Source organism: Paraburkholderia sp. SIMBA_053, from assembly GCF_046534895.1.
Lineage (GTDB): Bacteria > Pseudomonadota > Gammaproteobacteria > Burkholderiales > Burkholderiaceae > Paraburkholderia > Paraburkholderia caledonica.
This window is the reverse complement of sequence record NZ_JAWRXU010000004.1, coordinates 157,633-179,582: the sequence shown is the minus strand read 5'-3', so window position 1 is coordinate 179,582 and position 21,950 is coordinate 157,633. Positions and strand designations below refer to the sequence as shown.

The 21,950-nt window shown below is 62.3% G+C and carries 17 protein-coding genes; 9 read left to right on the top strand and 8 right to left on the bottom strand.

The features are described from left to right. Positions 1-204 precede the first annotated feature (204 nt). Positions 205-1,530, top strand: a complete 1,326-nt coding sequence (locus SB753_RS15870; protein WP_410800652.1) for a YihY/virulence factor BrkB family protein — start codon at positions 205-207, stop codon at positions 1,528-1,530. A gap of 401 nt (positions 1,531-1,931) precedes the next feature. Beyond that, positions 1,932-3,134 (top strand): porin, encoded by a 1,203-nt coding sequence (locus tag SB753_RS15865; protein ID WP_088173325.1) that lies wholly within the window; start codon positions 1,932-1,934, stop codon positions 3,132-3,134. 268 nt (positions 3,135-3,402) lie between these two features. Here SB753_RS15865 and SB753_RS15860 read toward each other — a convergent pair whose 3' ends face one another. From SB753_RS15860 to SB753_RS15830, 7 genes are all read right to left on the bottom strand, one after another. After that, the gene (locus SB753_RS15860; RefSeq protein WP_131318853.1) at positions 3,403-4,275 is read right to left on the bottom strand and encodes a proteasome-type protease; all 873 of its coding nucleotides are present in this window, start codon (positions 4,273-4,275) and stop codon (positions 3,403-3,405) included. A gap of 280 nt (positions 4,276-4,555) precedes the next feature. Continuing rightward, a complete protein-coding gene (locus SB753_RS15855) occupies positions 4,556-5,356 on the bottom strand; it encodes a transglutaminase domain-containing protein (RefSeq protein WP_020068175.1) in 801 nt (266 codons plus the stop codon). Positions 5,357-5,366: 10 nt separating this feature from the next. Continuing rightward, entirely contained in the window at positions 5,367-6,317 is a 951-nt protein-coding gene (locus SB753_RS15850) for an alpha-E domain-containing protein (protein ID WP_020068174.1), read from the bottom strand. A 141-nt stretch (positions 6,318-6,458) separates the two neighbouring features. Continuing rightward, positions 6,459-7,868 carry a circularly permuted type 2 ATP-grasp protein gene (locus SB753_RS15845; RefSeq protein WP_027777539.1) on the bottom strand — a complete coding sequence of 470 codons (1,410 nt, stop codon included), beginning with the start codon at positions 7,866-7,868 and terminating at the stop codon, positions 6,459-6,461. Positions 7,869-8,277: 409 nt separating this feature from the next. Beyond that, positions 8,278-8,730, bottom strand: a complete 453-nt coding sequence (locus tag SB753_RS15840) for an HU family DNA-binding protein (protein WP_020068172.1) — start codon at positions 8,728-8,730, stop codon at positions 8,278-8,280. A gap of 450 nt (positions 8,731-9,180) precedes the next feature. Next, on the bottom strand, positions 9,181-10,668 hold the full coding sequence (locus SB753_RS15835; protein ID WP_310353736.1) for a PLP-dependent aminotransferase family protein: 1,488 nt from the start codon (positions 10,666-10,668) through the stop codon (positions 9,181-9,183). Positions 10,669-10,772: 104 nt separating this feature from the next. Beyond that, a complete protein-coding gene (locus tag SB753_RS15830) occupies positions 10,773-12,314 on the bottom strand; it encodes a peptide MFS transporter (RefSeq protein WP_410800649.1) in 1,542 nt (513 codons plus the stop codon). A 443-nt stretch (positions 12,315-12,757) separates the two neighbouring features. Here SB753_RS15830 and SB753_RS15825 point away from each other — a divergent pair, with 443 nt between their 5' ends. The 7 genes from SB753_RS15825 (at position 12,758) to SB753_RS15795 (ending at position 20,729) form a co-directional block, all read left to right on the top strand. Next, entirely contained in the window at positions 12,758-13,330 is a 573-nt protein-coding gene (locus tag SB753_RS15825; protein ID WP_020068169.1) for a cupin domain-containing protein, read from the top strand. A 173-nt stretch (positions 13,331-13,503) separates the two neighbouring features. Then, positions 13,504-15,120: an ABC transporter substrate-binding protein gene (locus SB753_RS15820; protein ID WP_410800647.1), complete on the top strand. Its 1,617-nt coding sequence runs from the start codon at positions 13,504-13,506 to the stop codon at positions 15,118-15,120. 15 nt (positions 15,121-15,135) lie between these two features. Next, complete coding sequence (locus SB753_RS15815) at positions 15,136-16,074, top strand: ABC transporter permease subunit (RefSeq protein WP_020068167.1); 939 nt, start codon at positions 15,136-15,138, stop codon at positions 16,072-16,074. Between the two features lie 2 nt (positions 16,075-16,076). Beyond that, positions 16,077-16,991, top strand: a complete 915-nt coding sequence (locus SB753_RS15810; protein ID WP_027777533.1) for an ABC transporter permease — start codon at positions 16,077-16,079, stop codon at positions 16,989-16,991. 1 nt (position 16,992) lies between these two features. Continuing rightward, the gene (locus tag SB753_RS15805) at positions 16,993-17,994 is read left to right on the top strand and encodes an ABC transporter ATP-binding protein (RefSeq protein WP_020068165.1); all 1,002 of its coding nucleotides are present in this window, start codon (positions 16,993-16,995) and stop codon (positions 17,992-17,994) included. Then, a complete protein-coding gene (locus SB753_RS15800) occupies positions 17,991-19,010 on the top strand; it encodes an ABC transporter ATP-binding protein (RefSeq protein ID WP_131318860.1) in 1,020 nt (339 codons plus the stop codon). The genes SB753_RS15805 and SB753_RS15800 overlap by 4 nt, the downstream gene beginning before the upstream one ends. A 156-nt stretch (positions 19,011-19,166) precedes the next feature. Continuing rightward, positions 19,167-20,729, top strand: a complete 1,563-nt coding sequence (locus tag SB753_RS15795) for an OprD family outer membrane porin (RefSeq protein WP_027804654.1) — start codon at positions 19,167-19,169, stop codon at positions 20,727-20,729. Positions 20,730-20,809: 80 nt separating this feature from the next. On the opposite strand, the gene SB753_RS15790 is transcribed toward SB753_RS15795, so the two are convergent. Further along, positions 20,810-21,709, bottom strand: a complete 900-nt coding sequence (locus tag SB753_RS15790; RefSeq protein WP_087753920.1) for an IclR family transcriptional regulator — start codon at positions 21,707-21,709, stop codon at positions 20,810-20,812. Positions 21,710-21,950 lie beyond the last annotated feature (241 nt).

Here is a 21,950-nt window from a genome sequence, read left to right as displayed (position 1 = left end):
CTATAAAAGTAGATGAGGTAAGCCATCGCATTCTAGCGTCTAGCGGCAATGCGCATCGGCGCGTGGCCGAACGGCTCGCGGACTAACGCGCTTGCTATAGTCACAGGCACAAGGTTTGCGAAAGACAGCGATACGAGGCTGCGCCGCGCTAGCCGAGTGGCTCGCGCGTGCCGGCCGGCGCCCGTACCCATCGAGACTTCGACCATGGACATCGACACGCTTTCCGCCGAGAACCTCCAGCACGCGGCTCGCCAGCAAGCGAACTGGGCAATCGGAGCGCTCAAGCAGTTCTCCGAAGACCGCTGCACGGCAATGGCAGCGAGCATTGCGTTCTACGCCGCCTTTTCCCTCGCGCCGACCCTCGTCATGGTAATCGCCGTGGCGGGCTGGTTCTTCGGCGCCGAGGCCGCGCGCGGTGAACTGTTCGACCACATCCACGGGCTGCTCGGCGACCAGGCCGCGGCGGGCGTGCAGACCATCGTCGAGAACGCGCACCACAGCGGCAGCGCGGGCGGCGTCGCGGCCATCATCTCGTTCTCGATGCTGGCAATCGGCGCGTCAGCCACTTTCTCGTCGCTCAACAGCGCTCTTAACGTCGTGTGGCCGAACACCGGTCCACGCACATCGAGCGTGATCGCGCTGGTGCGCGTGCGGCTGATCTCGTTCGGCCTGGTGCTCGGCGTCGCGTTTTTGCTGATCGTCTCCCTCGTGCTCGATACGGTGATCACGTTCATCGGCAAATGGCTGTGGGGCGACTCGCCATATGTCGTGATCGGCAATCTGCTGCAACTCGGCGTGGGTTTGCTGGTGCTTGCGTTTGCGTTCGCCGGCTTGCTCAAATTCCTGCCGGACGCGAAGGTACGTTGGCGCGATGCACTGGTCGGCGGGGTCGTCGCGGCGGTGCTGTTTTCGGCCGGCAAGAAGCTGTTCGCGCTCTATCTCGCGCACGCCGGCATGGCGAGCTCGTTCGGCGCGGCGGGATCGCTCGCCGTGCTGCTGATGTGGCTGTACTTCTCGGCGGCCGTGCTGCTGCTCGGCGCTGAGTTTTCGGCCGCGCGGGGCCGTCTTAACGACCCGCGCGGCGGCTGGGGCATGCAGGCCGACTCGCCGCCGGGCAGCCGCGCGAAACTCGCATCGGTGTTGGCGGCGTCGACGGTGCCGGCAAACGCGGCCTTGCACGCCGGCGCCGAAGCTTCCGGCAGCGACGTGCCGACGGCTTCGCTCGACAGCGCCCACGCGGAGCCGGGCGCCGGCACGCATGCGGCTTACGACTTACGCCGCATGCAACTGCGCAAGAAGGCGTCCGCGCGCGCGGCCGCGCTGAACGTCGGACGCTCGGTAATCTCGGCGGAGGCGCAAGCGACCCATCTCGCCGCAGTCACGTTGCTCGGGGCGAGCCGCAAAGCGGTCGAGGCAGATCGCTACGTGCGCAAGCACCCGTGGAAATCAGTCGCCCTGGCAGCGGCTGCCGGCCTCGCGGCGGCCACCATCGCGCGTCACAACCGGGACGACGACATCGCGCCAAAGTAGCGCAACGGCTGTTGCGACTGTTTTTGCCCCGCAATGGTGCGCATTGATCACAATCGGGCCGGCATGTCTAGTCCGCTTTTCGGCGTAGTCACGCCGCGCCTGCCTATACCCACTCCAAAACCCGTAGGCCGGATTTAGACGACTTCATTACACTCTACTTACACATAATTGCCTAAACGGCCGGTTCCGATACGGTCTGAGTCAATGAAACAACAATAATGCGAACACAACGAATCAATATTGCGAAAAAAGAAACAATCCCAAAGCCGCTTTAAATACAAGGCTTTGCGACGATTGTCGGTTTTTGGCGACACTCTTTTTTTTCCAGTTCTTACCGATTGACGCCCTGAGCTATTCTCCTTTCCGCAACAAGTAAACTAATCATCTGCGTGGAGAATTGGATGAAACGAATCGCACTGTCTACCCTCTCGTTGGCGCTCCTCGGCGTTACCGGCGCTGCACACGCTCAAAGCAGCGTGACCCTGTACGGCTTGATCGATGAATCGGTCCAGTACGTTCACAATGCCAACCCGGCTAACAACAACTTGTGGCAGCTCGCAGCGGGTAACCTGCAAGGCAGCCGCTGGGGCATGAAGGGCACGGAAGATCTGGGCGGTGGCCTGAAGGCGATCTTCCAACTGGAAAGCGGCTTCAACCCGAACAACGGCAAGATGGGTTCGTACGGCACGGGCACGAAGCTGTTCGGTCGCCAGGCATACGTCGGTTTGACGCAAGATGCATACGGTACGCTCACGTTGGGTCGCCAGTACGACCCGCTGGTCGACCTGGTTCAGCCGCTGACGGGTGACAACTTCTTCGGCAGCACGTTCACGACGCCGGGCGACGTTGACAACAACGACAACAGCTCGCGTACGAACAACGCAATCAAATACGTTTCTCCGGTGTGGAGCGGCTTCCAGTTCGAAGGCATGTACGCACTGGGCGGCGTTGCAGGCGCAACGGGCGCAGGTCAATCCTGGGCAGGTGCAGCGACGTGGTCGGGCGGCCCCTTCAGCGTTGCAGCTGGCTACTTCCGCATGGAAAACGGCAACACGCTGGCAAGCCGCGGCGTCGTTCCGGGCACCAACCAGGGTGGCACGTGGAACGCGGGCGTGACGTCTGACGCTACGTTCGACGGCTCGAACATCAACGGCGCGTACGCATCGGCCAAGCAGATCGATATCACGTCGGCCGCTGCACAGTACGTGACCGGTCCGTTCACGTTCAACGTTCGCTATAGCTTCGCGCAATACAAGCCGGACGCGTTCTCGGGCTTTGGTGAGCAAGAGAAGTATCACGTTGCAGGCGCGTACGCTGGCTACCAGCTGACGCCGGCAATGCTGCTGGGCCTGGGCTACACCTACACGCACGGCGCGGGCGACACGTCGGCGAACTACCACCAGGTTTCGCTGGGCGGCGACTACTTCCTGTCGAAGCGGACCGACCTGTACCTCGTTGGCGCATACCAGCACGCAAGCGGTCGCCAGCGCGACGCAGCGACCGGTGGCATTGTCGACGCAGGCGCATCGGTTGGCTCGTATGGCTACCAGGCCGGTTCGAGCAGCCAGGAAATCATCAGCCTGGGTATCCGTCACAAGTTCTAATAGAACAGCATGGCATACGGCTCAAGACATCGAGCCGTACCTTGAAGCCAGCCAGAGGCGCAAGCCGAAGGCTGGCTTTTTTCATTCGGCGACGGAAACGGCGCGGGTGTCCAGCAGGGAAGCGTTCGGGGCACGGTGCGGCTCGAAGCCGTCGCGCCGCAGCAGCATCCGGTCAGCCGCGCGTTCTGGGCTTATCTACTTGTGGCAAAGACCTGCGCCGCGTCGATTGCGACGCGCAGCCATGATCAAACACGAAACCGCCCAACGGCTACCTGCGCTGCGCCTTGCCCTTCTCCGCCTGCGCCAGAGTCTGCGCGGGCCTTGCGTCGAGATCGTGCTCCACGCCATCAGCACCCACCGGCGCGCGATGCATGACAAGCGCGCGCTCGCGCTGGAGCATCGGCACATTGGGCGATTCGTGCCAGTCGGGATCGGGGATCTCGCCGAACACCTGGCGCAGCCGCTCGCCCCAGGTGCGATGAATCATCTCGAAGTAGGCGTTGTCGTGATCGATGGACACGAAACGCGTGACCCGCAGCGAATCTTTTTCATAAACCAGCAGATCGAGCGGCAGCCCGACCGACAGGTTCGAGCGCAACGTCGAGTCCATTGAGATGAGCGCGCACTTCGCGGCTTCGTCGAGCGGCGTGGACGGCGTGAGCACCCGGTCGATAATCGGCTTGCCGTATTTCGCCTCGCCGATCTGGAAATACGGGTTGACCGCCGAGGCCTCGATGAAGTTGCCCGCCGCATAGATCATGAACAGTCGCGGCCGGTTGTTGGCAATCTGCCCGCCGAGAATAAAGCTGCAATTGAAGTCGACGCCGAATTCCTGCAGCGCTTCCGCCTCCCGCTGATGCACGCAACGCACCGCGCGGCCGATCACGCGCGCCGCGTCAGCCATGGTGGGCGCGCTCCAGAGCGTGGGCTGCGACGGATCGCTCGGCTCCGACAGTTCGTGCAACACCGCCTGCGTCAGCGACAGATTGCCCGCGCCGAGCAGCACCAGCATGCGTTCGCCCGGCTGCTCGAACACGGACATCTTGCGGGCGGTGCTGATGTGGTCGACGCCCGCATTGGTCCGCGTGTCCGAAAGGAACACGAGACCCTCGTCGACGGACATCGCTACACAGTAAGTCATAAGAGAGGATACCCGCGAAAAACGACTGAACGGCGCTATTGTAATGCGGCGCAGATGCGCCTCTTCACCGTATTACGGCCTCGGCCGGTTTGTTCTTGATAGTGGCGAACACCGGCACGGCCGGACAGCCGCTGTGGGCGCTACGCGGACGTCAAGCGGGAAAGCACGCGCGCTCGACAAGCGCCCGCACAAAACAGGCTCGCGTGCCCGGCAATTGCGGACCGAACTCGGCCGAAGGCAGCGTACACCGCCACCTTCCGTGCGCTTGCGGCCCCGCAACCTACTGCGACATCTGCGCGCTGACCGTTACCGAGACTTCCAACTCCTCTTCCCTGCCGCCGATTCGCCGGCCGCGCACCGGCGCCGCAGCCTCGTAGTCGCGCGCGACCGCCAGCCTGCAGTAGATTTCGCTGGCAAAGGCCGCATGCGTGACGTCGATCGAGACCCAGCCCGTGCCGTCTACCCACACGTCCACCCATGCATGGCTCGCCGCATGCGGCACGTCGCCGGGTTCGATATAGCCGCTCACGTAGCGCGCCGGAACTCCACGCGCGCGGCAACAAGCGAGCATCAGATGCGCATGGTCCTGACAGACGCCATTGCCGAGCGCGAGCGCCTGCGCCGCCGTGCTGGTGACCTCGGTGATGCCGGGGTGGTACTTCACGCGCTCCACGATCCGTTCCGACAGCGCGATCAGATTCGCCGAACTGGTGAGGCTCGGGACCGAGTCCGCCAGTTCGCGGATCGCAGCGTCCGCTTCGGTCAGACGCGTCGCGCACGTGAAGTGCTCGAGCGGAATCGGGCCGACGTCGTCGAGAAGCCGGCCGTCGATCAGCGCAATCGTCTCGACCTCGCCCGACACCTGCAGCCGGATCTCGCTATGCGGCTTGTTGATGACGAGCGTATGCAGCACGTTGCCATAGGCGTCGAAGGCCGGGTCGAGCTTGCCCGGCGTGTCGATACTCCAGCGCCGCACCATCTGGGAAGCGCCGTTGGCCGGAGTCAGGCGCAATTGCTGGATTGAATAATGGACAGTCGCTTCGTAACGATAGGACGTGTCGTGGCGGATCGTCAGGTACATAAGCACTCCGTCAGGCGACTGGCAGCATGAGATAAGTACGCGCGACGAGATTGCCCAGCTCGAACACGCGAGCGAGGAACTGGGTCAGGTAGGCGTGCAGGCCGGCTTCGAAAATCTGCCGGATGTCGGAGTACAGCAGTTCGGCGCGCAGCTTGCCGGCAAAACGCTCGCACTGGTTCGAGCCGGACGTTCGCAGCATCGCCAGATTCGCGCAGACGCCTTCGAGCGAAGCCAGCAGCGAACGCGGCATCTGCTGGTTCAGGATCATCAGTTCCACCACACGGGCTGGCGTGACGACGTCGCGATACACCTTGCGGTAAATTTCCAGCGCGGACACAGAACTCAGGATCGAAGTCCAGTAATAGAAGTCTTCGAGCTGGCGCGCGGCGTCGCGTGAATTCGGTTCGACGTCGGCAAAGCGCACGTCGAGAATTCGCGCGGTGTTGTCGGCGCGCTCGAGAAAAGTACCCAACTGCGTGAAGAAAAACGCGTCGTCCTGCAGCGCCGTGCCAATCGTCACGCCACGCGAAAGATGCGAGCGGAACTTCACCCATTCGAACAACGCGCCGGGATTGGCAGCGGCCTGACCAGACGAAATGCGCTCGTTGAATTCGAGCCACGTATCGTTGATGGTCTCCCACCATTCGGTCGTCAACGTACCGCGAACGGCACGCGCGTTTTCGCGCGCCGCCTGCAGGCACGAGTGAATACTCGAGGGGTTGTTCGCGTCCGCCACCATGAAGTCGAGCACGTGTTCGCGAGTCGGCTCGTCGTAGCGTTGTGCGAACGCTGTTTCGAGTTCGGAAATGCGCAGCACCGAACGTTGTGCGCGCGCCTCCTGATCGGGCGTCTGCGGCAGCAAAAGCGCCTTCAGGTTGATATCGAGCATGCGGGCGGTGTTCTCCGCGCGCTCCATGTAGCGGGCCATCCAGAAAAGGTGATCGGCGGTGCGGCTTAACATGACGGCGTTCCGTATCTGATGACGCGAAGCTCGATGAAGTGAAAGCTCGCGCTGGTTATCCGTATGCGCCGGCGGCTTCTTGATACACGCCCCGGCGCGCTGGGTTGCGGGCGCGGTGGTTGCAACCGCGCGGCAACTGCGTCAGTCGACCATCCACGTGTCCTTGGTCCCGCCTCCCTGCGACGAATTGACGACGAGTGAGCCTTCCTGCAACGCGACGCGAGTGAGTCCGCCCGCGACCATCGTGACGGTCTTGCCTGACAGCACGAACGGACGCAGATCGATGTGGCGCGGCGCGATGCCGGCTTCGACGAACGTGGGGCACGCAGACAGCGCCAGCGTGGGCTGAGCGATATAGCCCGCCGGCCGCGCGATCAGACGCTCGCGGAACGCTTCGATCTCGGCCTTCGTCGACGCGGGTCCGACAAGCATCCCGTAGCCGCCCGCGCCATGCACCTCTTTCACGACCAGTTCCGGCAGATGCGCGAGCGTGTAAGCCAGATCGTCGGGCTTGCGGCACTGGAACGTGGGAACGTTGTTCAGAATCGGCTTCTCGCCCAGATAGAACTCGATCATTTCCGGCACGTACGGATAGATCGATTTGTCGTCGGCGATGCCGGTGCCCATCGCGTTCGCGAGCGCGACCCGTCCCGCGCGATACGCAGTCAGGAGGCCCGGCACGCCCAGCGCCGAATCGTTACGGAACGCGAGCGGGTCGAGAAAATCGTCGTCCACGCGACGATAGATCACGTCCACACGCTTGGGTCCCTGCGTGGTGCGCATGAACACATAGTTGTCGTCGACGAAAAGATCTTTGCCTTCCACCAGTTCGACACCCATCTGCTGCGCGAGGAACGTGTGCTCGAAATACGCGGAGTTGTACATGCCCGGCGTGAGTACCACCACGACCGGATCGTCGACGCCTTCGGGCGCTACCGAGCGCAGCGTATCGAGCAGCAGATCGGGATAATGCGCGACCGGCGCAATGCGGTTCTGTACGAATAGCTCGGGGAAAAGCCGCATCATCATCTTGCGATTTTCGAGCATGTACGACACACCCGACGGCACCCGCAGATTGTCTTCGAGCACGTAGAACTCGCCCTCGTCGCCAGCGCGCACCACGTCGACACCGGCAATATGCGCGTAAACACCGAGCGGCACATTCACACCCTGCATTTCCGGCCGATATTGCGCGTTGGTATAAACCTGCTCAGCGGGCACGATGCCCGCGCGCACGATTTTGCGATCGTGGTACACGTCGTGGATGAACAGATTGAGCGCCCTAACCCGCTGACGTAAACCCGCTTCGAGCGTCTTCCATTCGTCGCGCGGAATGATGCGTGGAATCAGGTCGAAGGGAATGAGCCGCTCGGTTCCCGACAGGTCACCGTTCACCGCAAACGTAATACCGACTCGGCGAAACAGCAGGTCCGCTTCGGCACGCTTGCGTGCGATCGCTTCGTTTCCCTGCTTCGAGAGCCATCGTTCGAAGCGCGCGTAGTGTGGCCGCACGGCATCGTCATGATGACGCATCTCGTCATAGCATCGCATGTCACGCCCCGCTCTTGTTGTCGGATAGAAGGCGAATGCGCTGCGCATTCGGTGTTCGATATTCGTTCAAGCAAGCGCTATGCCATTCGGCTTTTAGCGCATGAAACCGCAGACGTGCACACGAACAGCGCATAGCGGGGCAAAGGGTCTCGCTGTCATCGTACTGCGGCAGCACACGATGCGCTAGTACAGTGCACGCGCGAATGGCGGATGCACCGCATCGCGCTTTTGAGACCTGCGGCGCGCATTTGGAGCGCAAGAACGAGCGTAAACTTGGGCGCAAAAAAATCCCCGTGAATTTTCATTCACGGGGATTCATACGACTTGCAGTGCGGAATTGCAGTGCGTGAGCCGCGGAGGTCAACCAACGCGAACGTCGTCAACCGCCTGGGCGACGCGCGATGCGCAATTAGCCTGCTGCAGCGTCCTTCAGCTTCTTCAGCGGGCGTGCCTTGATGCGCACGCTAGCCGGCTTTGCCGGGAACCAGCGCTCTTCGCCCGAGAACGGGTCTTTGCCGAAGCGCTTTTTCTTGGCCGGCACAGCTTGCACGACGATCTTCAGAAGACCCGACAGCGTGAATTCGCCAGCGCCCTTCTTGTGAACAGCGCCGAGGATCGTGTCTTCGAGCGCGGCCAGAACGGCCTTCGCAGCCTTCGGTTCCACAGCGGCGCGTTCAGCAACGTGTGCAGCCAGCGAGGCCTTCGTGAAGGTGTCCTTGATCGGCGACGGTGCGCTGGACGCCTTCACGGCGACCTTCTTAGCTGCGGGAGCTTTCTTCGCAGGGACTTTCTTTGCAGCAACCTTCTTGGTCGGTACCGGGGCAGCAGCCTTCTTGGCCACCTTTTTTGCGGAAGTCGGCATGTTTCTCCTACCTGTTGTGGTCAGTGAATTGCACGAAGCGCATACGGTATGTGCACGCTTCAACGCCGGATTCTACAAGCGCTGATGCGATTTGCGCGACTCTTTTATGTATAACAGCGCAGGTTTGTTGCGCGGCGCAGACTGCGCGACACATTTTGATCCTTGTTTCAGGGGCTAAACTGCTTTGGCGGCTCCTTCAACACGGACACGTAACGTGCGTTACAAGCGGTTTCAGTGCATGTATAGCGGCACATTCTGCACGGCACGATGGATCGAGACGTGCCATCGTCCGGTCATTTTTGGCGCTGCGGGCACCGCGTCTCGACGTTCGCTGGACGGCATTGGCCTTGTCTTCGATTCGCAAAGCGACCGGCAACCGGCGCTTCGGGTAACTCCGCATTGGCCGCGCAACGCGAATCCATGCAACGCCATCGCGTCGCATCGGACGTCTCAGTTGCCAGGCGACGAAGCAAGGCGCGCGAGGATGCCCGCAAGTGTCCCGAGCGACGTATCGATATGTGGCTCGGCGATGTTGCCGTAGCCGAAAATCAGACCGGCCTGCGGTTTGGCGCGCTGATAAAACGGCGCGAGTCCGTACAGACCGATCGACGCCTCGCGCGCCGCCGTCACCACTGCCTGCTCCGTCAGCGGCGCTCGCAGGCGCGCCGCTATATGAATGCCCGCCGTCGGCACGATCGGCTCGAACCACGGTGAAAGCCCGCCTTGCAGATGTTCGAGCAGTCGTGCGCGCCGCGCCGCGTACGTCTTGTGCATGCGCCGCAAGTGCTTGGCGAAGTCGCCGTTGAGCATGAACGACGCCAGCGCGGTTTGCGTCAGCGTGCAGCCGTGCCAATCCGCAATCTGACGCGCCTTGTAAAGCGGCCCGTAAAGCGAAGCGGGCGGTACCACGTAGCCGACCCGCAACTCCGGGAAGATAGTTTTCGAAAACGTGCCCACGTATGCAACCAGGCCGGCGCGGTCGAGGCTTTTCAACGGCTCCATCGGCCGGCCTTCGAAACGGTACTCGCAGTCGTAATCGTCTTCGATGATTACCGCGCCGCGTTTCTGCGCCCATTCGAGCAGCTCGACACGGCGCTCGAGACTCATCGGCATACCCAGCGGAAACTGATGCGACGGCGTCACGTAGACAAGCCGCGCATTGTCCGGCAGTTTGCCGACGATCAAACCTTCACGGTCGACGGGCACATGCGCCACGCGCGCACCGGTCGCCTCGAAACACGCATGCGCCGGCGGATAACCGGGATCTTCGATGGCGGCGACTTCGCCGGGACCGAGCGTCACGCGCGCGAGCAGGTCGAGCGCGTGCTGCGCGCCTTGCGTGACGATCACCTCTTCCCAGTTGCTCGACACCGCCCGATTGAACGCGAGATAGCGCGCGATCGCCAGACGCAACTCCTGTTCGCCGGCTGCGTCGCGATACGTTCCCTGTCCGCGCGCTTGCGTACGCAACGCATGATTCACACAGCGGCGCCAGACGTCGAATGGAAACAGCGTCTTGTCGGTGGCGCCGCCTATGAAATCGTACGGCGACGCCACCGATGGCCGCGGCACCGGCAAGCTGTCGGGCATCTGCTCCCACAGCGGTTGTGCGCGCGCGGCGTCCCGCCTGCCCTTCGCACGTTCGCGCGACGAGTCCGCCACGCGCGCATGCGGCGAGCGCTCCACCGGCAAGCGCTCGAGACCGTCGGCGACGAACGTTCCCGAACCGGCTCGCGCGGTGAGATAGCCTTCCGAAAGAAGCCGCTCGAACACGTCAAGCGTTGTCTTGCGCGACACGCCCAACTGCGTCGCGAGATCGCGCGTCGACGGCAGCCGCGTGCCGCCGGCAAGACGCCCTTCGAGTATGCCGGCTCGCAACTGGCGATAAATCTGTCCGGACAGGTCGTGATGCCCTTCTACGGCGATGTGGATTTCCATTTGAACGGCTACCTGAAATGTCCGCGCCATGATACTTCGGCGAGGCCAGACGGCAGCAAGACAGCAGCCGCAAACTGAGTCCACCGCGTTCCGGCGAACCGCGCTTATTCCGTCACCGCGCTGCCGGCCGTAGCAGACTGCGTTGCGCGGTCGCGCGTCTCGTCGCCGGATCGCTGATGTTCACGCGAGAGCTTGCGCATCAGCGGCAACAGCAGTACCGCGACGAGCGCACCGGCGGCGGCAAGCCAGCCGAGACCGGTGAAGAGTTTCGTATAAAGCGGCAATGACACGAGCGGGTCCATGTCGCCGGCCGGCATCTGCGCGAAATTCGCGACCACGCTGCCCAGATACTGCGACACACCGGTCGCAACGAAATACGCGCCCATCATGAAGCCGCCCATACGAGCGGGTACGTAGCGGGCGATCATCGCAAGGCCCAAGCCACTCACGAGCAGTTCGCCGAGCGAATACAACCCATAGCCGCCGACCATGAACCACGACGACACGCGTCCATTGACAGCCGAGTGACCGCTTGCCGCATAGACGAAGAAGCCGGCCGCCACCACCGCGAAGCCGAACGCGTATTTCACTGCGACCGGGACGTCGTTGCCGCTTTTCGCGAGCCGCGTATAAAGCAGCGCAAGCAACGGGCTCAGCAGCATGATCCAGATGGGATTGAGCGCCTGGAATTGCGCCGCGCTCCAGGTAAAGAGCGTCGTGCCGAACAGCGAGAACCGCGGATCGACGTTGCGCAGCGCGAACAGCGTGAGCGACGTAGACATCTGCACATAGAACACGAAGAACAGGATCACCTGAGCGGTGAGGATCAGCGCAGCCACGAGACCCGCGCGTTCCGAGCGTTCGCACTTGAGGAGCATGTAGCCGAAAATAGCCAGAATCGCGGCGCCCGCTGCATACACGCAGGCGACTGCGATCGCCTTGTGCTGCAGCACGAACATGGTCGCCACGCCCAGTGCGACGCCGCCGACTGCGACCGCGCCGACGCGCCGCCAGCGTACCGGTTCGGCGTCCGGGGCCGAGCCGATATGCGCCAATGTGCGGAACATCACGAAGTAGTTCGCCACCGACAACAGCATGCCCGCGCAGCAGACGCCGAAGGCCGTATGCCAGCCCCAATGGTCCTTGATCCACGGCGTGGCGAGCATGGACACCGTCGAGCCGATATTGACCGCCATGTAGTAGATCGTGAACGCGCTGTCGATGCGCGCGTCGTCGCCTTCATAGATGCGCCGCACGAGATTCGCCGCGTTCGCCTTGAAAAGGCCGTTACCCACGACGATCACGCCAAGCGACGCGTACATGAACGCAAGCTGGTCGTTGGGCAGCGCCAGCATCAGATAGCCGGCGGCCAGCACTACGGCACCGAAAATCATCGTTCGGCGCGCGCCCAGAATGGTGTCGCCAATCCAGCCGCCAATAGACGGCGACGCGTAGACGAGCGCGGTGAAGGCGCCCCACGTGAGTGTCGCGTGGCTGTCCGCAAAGTGCAGCTTGTCGATCATGAACAGCACGAGCAGCGCAGCCATGCCGTAGTAGCCGAAACGTTCCCACATCTCGATCAGAAAGACGGTCGAAAAAGAACGCGTCTGCGAAATATGCGCACCAGCGCGTCTGGATGATTCCATCATCTACCTCTTGCTTGAAACAGTTGTGTGCGGCGGGAGGAACTTGCTAGCCGCCGCGAAAAATCGAATTGCGGAAAACGGTCCGGCGTTTATGAGTTGTCGGTCCCGGCGGTGGGGGTTGCATCTCGCCAGCCCATACTTAGGGATTGGAGAGCAGCATCGGAAACTGTCCTTCGTGTCATGCCGTTAACGTCTTGAATCCAGTTTGCATAGCCATGCACAACGTCGAAGCCTCGCGCTACCTGGCGGAAGAGACGCCCGGTTTCCTCGGCCTCATCGGTCAAATTGGCCGGAGGTCGTGTGGCTTCTGGCAACATAGCGTGCTGTCTCGAAAAATGTGGCGCGTATCCAGGCGGGGCTCCAGGCCCGCAGTCCCGCCAAGGCGTCATCAAACCATATTTGCATATATCAAACAAATTTTGACGGGCTAATTTCCTCCTGCTATGGTCACGACAATTCATAAGAGCAATGCGGCACTCGAAATAGGCAGCAAGATCCGCGCGTTGCGGCAACGACTCAAGCGAACGCTGGACGACACGGCAACCGCGGCGGGAATTTCCAAGCCGTTTTTGTCGCAGGTGGAGAGAGGTTTGGCGTCGCCCTCCATCACGTCGCTTGCCGGCATCGCTCACGCGCTCGGAGTGACGGTTCAGTATTTCGTCGACACGCCTAGCGAAGAGCGGTCGGTGAGCCGCGGCGATCAGCTGAAGTTTTTCGGTTTCGCGGACTCGGCCAATCTGTTCGCCCGATTGACCAATGTGACGGGCGGCCGTCAGCTCGAGGCGATCCTCGTGAGAATGCCGCCGGGGCAAAAACGCTCGGAAGTCACGACGCATGCCGGTGAAGAGTTCATGTATGTGATCGACGGCGAAGTGTCGTTGACGCTGGAAGGCAAGACGTTTGTGCTGCGCGCGGGAGACAGCGCGCATTACGAATCGACGGTGCCGCACAGCTGGGTGAACACCGCTCGCGTGGAGTCGGTGGTTGTCTGGGTCGGCACACCGAGACTGTTTTAAAGAAGCGGGCTCCTTTTCCGGTTCATCCGGCAGGGACAGCCTGCATTACCAAATGTAAGGATTCCTGCATGTCGGACAAACAACAAGGGCCGCCCAGGCCCGAATAAGACAGATAGCCGGGCGCTCCCGCGTCAGCGCGTTTCTCTCTCGACCTTTCCTGCGATTCTGAACCGATGAAAACCCCGTTTGCCTATGCGACGGCGCTGAGTGCGCTCGTCCTTACATTTACCTCGTCCGCGTTTGCCGTCACGGTGCCACCCGGCGTCACGCTCGCCGCCAGCCAGGAGATCACCCGCCAGGTGCCGGCGGAAACCGAATCGCTCGACCCCGCTCATATCGAATCGTGGACAGGCAACACCATTGCGCTCGACATGTTCGAAGGCCTCACGCGCATCGACGCGGCCGGCGCGGTTGTCCCGGGCGTCGCGCAATCCTGGACGCGCACCGGGCCCGACACGTGGGTCTTCAAGCTGCGCCACGACGCGCGCTGGAGCAACGGCCAGCCGGTCACAGCAGCAGACTTCGTTTACGCATGGCAACGCGTGCTCGATCCGAAGACAGGCTCTAAATACACGGTGCTGGTCGAATTCGTGAAGAACGCGAAGGCGATCCTGGCGGGTAAGGCGCCGCTGTCGAGCCTCGGCGCGCGAGCCGTCGATCCGTACACGATCGAAGTCACCACCGAAGTGCCCGCGGCCTTCTTCCCGCAGCTTGCCGCGATGCCGACCATGGCGCCGGTCAATCGCGACGTCGTGGCCCGGTTTGGAAACGAGTGGACGCGGCCGGGCAACTTCGTCGGCAACGGTCCTTACATGCTCGCCGACTGGCAACCCAACAACCGTCTCGTCGGCGCGAAGAGCAAGACCTATTGGAACGCGAGCAAGGTCGTGATCACGAAAGTGACCTATTTGCCGATCGAAAACGATGAAACGGCCATGCGCATGTACCAGGCCGGCCAGTTCGATTACACGTATTCGATTCCGTCGGGCATCTATGCACAAGTGAGCAAGCAGTTCGGCCCCGAGCTAAAGACCGGGCTGCAGATCGCCACCTACTACTACAGCCTGAACAACGAAGATCCGATCTTCAAGGACAAGCGCGTGCGTCAGGCGCTTTCGATGGTGCTCGACCGCGACCTGCTGACGCAGCGTCTGACCGCCGACGGCGAGTTGCCGATGTACGGCCTCATCTCCAAGGGTACGCAAGGCGCGGCTGTCTTCAAGCCGGACTGGGCAGGCTGGCCGATGGCAAAGCGCGTCGACTACGCACGCAATCTGCTGAAGAGCGCCGGCTATTCCGACGCAAAGCCGCTCGCTTTCACGCTGACGTACAACACGAACGACCTGCACAAGAAGGTCGCGCTTTTCGCGACGTCTGAATGGCGCACCAAGCTCGGCGTGAACACGAAGCTCGAAAACGTCGAATACAAGGTGCTGCTCAAGCAACGGCATGACGGCAAGGTGCAGGCCTCGCGCGACGGCTGGTTCGTCGATTACAACGACGCGATGTCGTACTTCGACCTGATCCGCTGCAATAGCGTGCAGAACGATCAGCGCTACTGCAATCCGCAAGTGGACAAGACCGTCGACGAAGCCAACCAGCAACTCGACGACGCAAAGCGCACCGAGCTTCTCACGAAGGCGCACGACACGGCAATGAACGACTACCCAATGGTGCCGCTCTTCCAGTACTCGGCGGTGCGGCTCGTGAAGCCGTACGTGGGCGGCTATACGTCGACCAACTACGTCGACCAGCGCGCCACACAAGACATGTATCTGATCAAGCACTAAGCGCGGAGCATCGACATGCTGGCCTATACGCTGCGCCGCACGCTCTGGGCGATCCCGACGATTCTCGCCGTGATCACCGCGTGCTATCTGCTGCTGCATCTCACGCCGGGCGGGCCATTCGACACCGAGAAGCAACTCTCGGCGGCCGTGCTCGCGAATCTCAACGCCAGGTATCACCTCGACGAACCCTTGTGGCTGCAGTACTTCCACTACCTCGGTTCGCTGCTGCACGGCGATCTCGGGCCGTCGTTCCGCTACGCCGACTGGTCGGTCAACGACCTGGTGTGGAAAGCGTTGCCGGTGAGCCTCGGCGTGGGCGGCGTGTCGGTGCCGATTGCAGTCGTGATCGGCGTCACGCTAGGCACGCTGGCCGCGGTGCGCCGCGACCGTTTCGTCGATCACGCGGTGATGGTGCTCGGCAACATCGGCAACGTCGTGCCGCCGTTCGTGCTGGGGCCTGTGCTCGTCTGGATCTTCGCGATTCTGCTGAAGACTTCGGAAGGTCACGGCTGGCTGCCTGCGGGCGGCTGGGGCGAAGGCGAATGGCGCTATCGCGTGCTGCCGATCGTGCTGCTCACGTTCATCAACGTGGCTGCAATAGCGCGGGTAATGCGCGGCAGCATGATCGAAGTGCTGTCGGGCAACTTCATTCGCACGGCTCGCGCGAAAGGCTTGCCGGGCCGCACGATCGTGTTGCGTCACGCGCTCAAGCCGGCGCTCATGCCTGTCGTGTCGCTGCTCGGCTCGGTCTGTATTTCGTCGATCACGGCGGCTGTCGTGACCGAGTCGGTATTCGCACTGCCGGGGCTCGGCCAACTGGTGGTGAACGGCGCGATCAATCGCGATTACACGCTGGTGCTCGGCCTCGTCGTGCTGACGACCGCCGTTGCAGTGCTTTTCAATCTGCTGGTCGACCTCGCATATGCGTGGCTCGATCCGCGTATCCGGTACTGATCATGGCCCGCTCCATTCAATCGACTGCCGCGGCGCTCGATCCGCTCGCGGCCATTGCCAGCGCCCCCCGCTCGCGCGGGCCGCTCGCTACCGCCGCCGCGCGCTTCGTACGCAACCGCGCGGCGTTCACCGGTTTTGCCGTTCTGTTGCTGATCGTGATCGCATGCGTGGCCGGTCCGTGGCTGCTGCCCAACGGCCCTATCGACAGCGACTGGTCCGCGATCAGTCTGCCGCCCACGCTGCAAAACATGCACTGGTTCGGCACCGACGAGCTCGGCCGCGACCTGCTCGCGCGCACGCTGCAAGGCGGGCGCGTCTCGCTTGAAGTCGGCTTGCTCGGCACGCTCGTGTCGGGACTGATCGGCGTTGCATATGGCGCGACCGCGGGTTATCTCGGCGGCCGCGTCGATGCGGTGATGATGCGCATCGTCGACATGATGTACGCGATTCCCTACATGCTAATCGCGATTCTGATGATGACGATGTTCGGCCGCGCGTTCTATCTCGTCGTGCTGACCATCAGCGCGTTTTCGTGGCTCGACATGGCGCGCGTGGTGCGCGGCCAGACGCTGTCGCTGCGCTCGCGCGAGTTCATCGACGCGGCTAAGGCCATCGGCGTGAGTTCGCGCTCGATCATCGTGCGTCATATCGTGCCGAACCTGTTCGGCGTCGTCGTGGTGTACGCCAGCGTGACGGTGCCCAACATCGTGCTGACGGAGTCGGTTTTGTCGTTCCTCGGTCTCGGCGTACAGGAGCCGATGACAAGCTGGGGCGTGCTGATCCAGGACGGCGCGCAGAAGCTGGAATCCATGCCCTGGCTTCTGCTATGCCCGGCCGTGATGCTGTGCGTGACGCTCTATTGCGTGAATTTTGTCGGCGACGGTTTGCGCGACGCTTTCGATCCGAAGGACCGCTGACATGCCGCTACTCGAAGTCAAAGACCTGAGCGTGCGCTTCACGCGCCGCGAAGGCGCACCCGTCGACGCGGTGCAACGCGTGTCGTTTTCGCTCGAACCAGGCCGCACGCTCGGCATTGTCGGCGAGTCCGGATCGGGCAAGAGCCAGACGGTCATGGCCTTGCTGGGCCTCCTCGCGGGCAACGGCAACGTGTCGGGCGAAGCGCTCTATCGCGGCGAAAACCTGCTTGCGATGAACGAAGCGGCACTGAACAAAATCCGCGGCGATCGCATCGGCATGATCTTTCAGGACCCGATGACCTCGCTCAATCCGTTCCTGACGATCGAACGGCAGATGACCGAAACGCTGCAACTGCATCGCAAGATGTCGCGCCGCGACGCGCGCCGCCGCGCGATCGAAACGCTCGAAACGGTGCGCATTCCCGATTCCGCACGCCGTATCGGCATGTATCCGCATGAGTTTTCCGGCGGCATGCGGCAACGCGTGATGATCGCAATGGCGCTGCTGTCCGAGCCCGAAATCCTGATCGCCGACGAACCCACCACCGCGCTCGACGTAACCGTACAGGCGCAGATCATCGAGTTGCTGCGCGAACTGAATCGCGAGCGGGGCACGGCGATCATTCTGATCACGCACGACATGGGCGTCGTCGCGGGCCTCTGCGACGACGTGATGGTGATGTACGCCGGCCAGACCGTCGAACAGGCGAGTGCCGCATCGCTCTTTGCGGCGCCCACGCATCCGTACACGCGCGGGCTGCTCAACGCATTGCCGCGTCTCACCGACAGCTCTGACGACGACCGTCCGTTGCAAACCATTCCCGGCAATCCGCCGCTGCCTGGCGAAGTCGGCGCAGGTTGCGCGTTCGCGCCGCGCTGTGCGTACTGCAGCGATCAGTGCCGCCAGTCGCGTCCGGCGCTCGTTGCAGCGGACGGCGATCCGCAAGCACTGCGCGCCTGCCACCGTCCGGTCGGAGAAATACTCGAGGCACAACACGTATGAACGCGACTTCCATCGCAAGCGGCGAAGCAACGACCTTGCTCTCAGTCGAACAACTCAAGGTGCAATTCGGTGTGCCACGCGGTGGCTACCCGTGGTCAGGCAAGACGACATTGCGAGCCGTGGACGGCGTGTCGTTCAACGTGCGACGCGGTGAGACGATCGGTCTTGTCGGCGAATCCGGTTGCGGCAAGTCGACGCTCGCGCGCGCGATCATCGGGCTCGCGCCAGTCGCAAGCGGCAGTGTGCGTTGGCTCGGCAACGAAACCGTATTGCCCAACGCGCGCCGCGATACGACGCTGCTGCGCCGCGACGTGCAAATGATTTTCCAGGACCCGCTCGCATCGCTGGATCCACGCATGACGATCGAACAGATCGTCGCCGAACCGTTGCTCACGCACGGCAAGGACATCGCGCGCGCCGACGTGCAGCGCCGGGTACTGACCATGCTGGAGCGGGTCGGCCTGAACGCGCAGCATCTACGCCGCTATCCGCATGAGTTCTCGGGTGGCCAATGTCAACGCGTGGGCATTGCGCGTGCGTTGATCGGCGAGCCGCAACTGGTGATCTGCGACGAACCGGTGTCCGCACTCGACGTGTCGATCCAGGCGCAGATCGTCAATCTGTTGCGCGATCTGCAACGGGAGTTGTCGCTGTCGCTGCTGTTCGTCGCGCACGATCTCGCGGTGGTCAAGGCAATCAGTCACCGCGTGCTCGTGATGTACCTGGGACGCGTGATGGAGTTCGGCGACAAGCGCGATGTGTACGGCACGCCCCGTCATCCATACACGCGCGCTTTGCTGTCCGCTGTGCCGGTGCCCGATCCGGCGATCGAGCGAGCGCGCCGCCATCTGCTGTTGCGCGGCGAAATCGCTTCGCCGCTGAGCCCACCGTCGGGCTGCGCGTTTCGCACACGGTGTCCGGATGCGATCGACGCTTGTGCGGCTCAGATTCCGCAACCCGTGACGCACGGCGCGAACTCGACACGAGTGGCGTGCATCCGCGTTAGCAACGATTAGGTTCCGGACGTTTTAACCAGCGGCCCCACATTCACCGGCGCGGCGTTGATGCCACGCCGTGGGATTCGCTCGTCATGTCATCAGCATGACGGGCGATTAGCAAGGACTGGCTAAGCGCCAGCCAGAGTTTCAATAACAACTGTCGAGACATTCCCAATGAAACATAACCCAACAAAAAACCGGTCAAAAAAGTCCGGACTCACTGCCGCGCTTTGCTGTGCAATTACCCTCCCCGCCATGGCCGTTGCCGCGAATGCGTATGCCGACGACGCCATAGCGCAGCCCTCGACCAGCCCGGCTATCGTTCCGCCTGCCGCGCAAACGTTGTCGTCGCCCGCGCAGGTGTCTCAGGCTCAGCCTGCGAACAAGCGCCGCGCGGACCAGGGCGGTCAGATCCGCAACGATCAGCCTGACACGACGAACGCGATCGTCAACGCCGAGGCCTCGCAAATCGTCACGCCGCCCACGCCGCCATCGAGCCAGGCCGCAAGCCAGGGCTTCATCGCGGATAGCCACCTGAACCTGCAATTCCGCAATTACTCCGACTACTTCCAGGCGCCACCCACGACTTACCGTCATGCGTGGGTGCAAGGCATGCAGGTCAACTATGAATCCGGCTTTACGCAAGGTCTGATCGGCTTTGGCGTCGACGCGTCGCTGTTCGCTGCGCTGAAGCTCGACGGCGGCAACGGCGCGGGCAACATGGTGCACGTCGGGAAAAGCGGCGGCGGGTCGCAACAACTCGCGTGGGCGTACCCGGGCATGTACGACATCAAAGGACGCATTTCGGAAACGGTCGTGAAATACGGTCTGCAAGACGTGACGAACCCGTTTCTCGAACCGCACGACAACCGCGCGCTGCCGCCGACCTTTCTTGGCGTTTCTCTCGTCAGCAACGATCTTGCTCACACTACGCTCGAAGCCGGCAGCTTCACCAAGGTCGATGCACGCGGTCACACGAATCTGAGCAATCTGACCACATCGTATGGCGGCACGCGAATCGACCGCGTGACCTATCTCGGGGGCACCTGGCACTATGCGAAGAACGGCGAGATGGCTCTGTACGTCGATCAGGCCGACGACGTCTGGCGCCAGTACTACGGCTCGGTCGCGCAGTCGTTCGGCGATCCGACCACGATCAAATGGAGCGGGCTCGCCAACATCTACTCGACGCACGACACAGGCGCGTCGCGTCAGGGGCACATCAACAGCAACGCATACAGCGTGTCCGTGTCCGCGCAACACGGCCCGCACGCGCTGCTGCTCGGTTATCAGCAAGTACTCGGCGACCAGTTCTTCGACTACGTGAACGAAACCAACGGCATCTACCTGACGAACTCGATGGACGTCGACTACAACGCGCCGCATGAACAGTCGCTGCAACTGCGCTATACATTCGACGGAAAATACGCGGGCGTGCCGGGGCTGAAGGCGATGTTCTGGGGCGCGTATGGCTGGGGCGCCGATGGGTCGGCGGGTGCTGCGGAAAACGCGTCGCCGTCAGCCGCGCTGCACGATCTCTACTGGAAGAACGGAGAGCCGGTGCACGGCCATCATCACGAGTTCGGTTTTATTCCGAGCTATACGCTGCAAAGCGGCCGCTTCAAGGACACCAAGGTCACGTTCATCGCAATGTGGCATAACGCCAGCTATCACTACTCGGACGGCAACAACATGGAATACCGTCTCGTCGTGAACGTGCCCGTGAAGGTGTTTTAGGCGCACCGTTCTCGTTTGATGCAAGGGCGTCGCGTTGCGCAGTTTGCGCGCGACGCCTTTCAATCGCACGCCTGTGCCGCTTATTCCTGCTCCGAGCCCGCGATGCGCACACTGGTCATGGCGCGCGACAAGCCATGCATCGGCCGGCGCAGCGCGACATCGAACGGATTGGTTTGCGGGCCGATCGCTTCGGCCTGACGGCGCAGCAGTTCGACGACCATCGGCAAGCGGTCGTCGCTCAAGCGCGCCGCGAGCGTACCTACGCTCAATGCCGCGACCGCCACGCCAGTGCGGTCGAGAATCGGCACAGCCACGCCTGCCATGCCGTCGAGCACGCCGCTATTGCGGCCCGCGTATCCCAACTGCCGCACGCGTTCGATCTCGGTGCGCAAGTACACTTCGTCCAGCACTCCGTAACCGCGAATTCGCGGCACATTGAAGCGGATGATTTCCTCGCGCTCCGCCTCGGGCAGGAACGCGAGAATCGCGAGACTGCCCTGCCCCACGCCCAACGCCACGCGCCCGCCAATATCGCCCGTGAACGAGCGGATTGGAAACGGGCCTTCGCAGATGTCGAGACACACCGCGTCGAAACTGCTTTTGACAAGCAGGAAGATCGTGTCGCCAAGACTCGCGCAAAGCCTCAACAACGCAGGGCGGCATAACGTGCGCATGCCACTCGGGTTTCCTGCTTGCGCCGCAAGCGCGAAAAAATTCACGCTGAGGCGATAAAGCTTCGAGTTTTCGTCCTGTTCGACGATGCCTTCCGCGATCAACGCGTGCAGGATGCGATGCACGGTGGCCTGCGTCAGACCCACTGCTTTCGCGAGACGCGTGACGCGACCGCCGTCGGGCTGCGCTTCCGACAATGCGCGAATCACGGCGAAAGCGCGTTCCAGCATGCCCGTGCCGGGAACCGCGCCCGGTTCGGCGGTTTCGGCGGTCCCGCTTCTGGTGTCTCGCTTGGCGGCAGCATTCATCTCTTTTGGCTCGTTTGTATTTCAATCACCGGAATACTATAAAGCGTTTGCGTGATTGATGGAATCGCGGTCGTCCGCCCCGCCTCGCTACACCGCCGCAGTCTCATAGGGTTTTTACCACTGCTGCGCAGTGAAACACTCGCCACCGCATTTCGCCTCTGCATTCCATTGAATGGAATGTTTAGAAATTAAATATCGCCAAACGGAATTTCAAATTGACGCCGCATAATTTGGCTGGCTA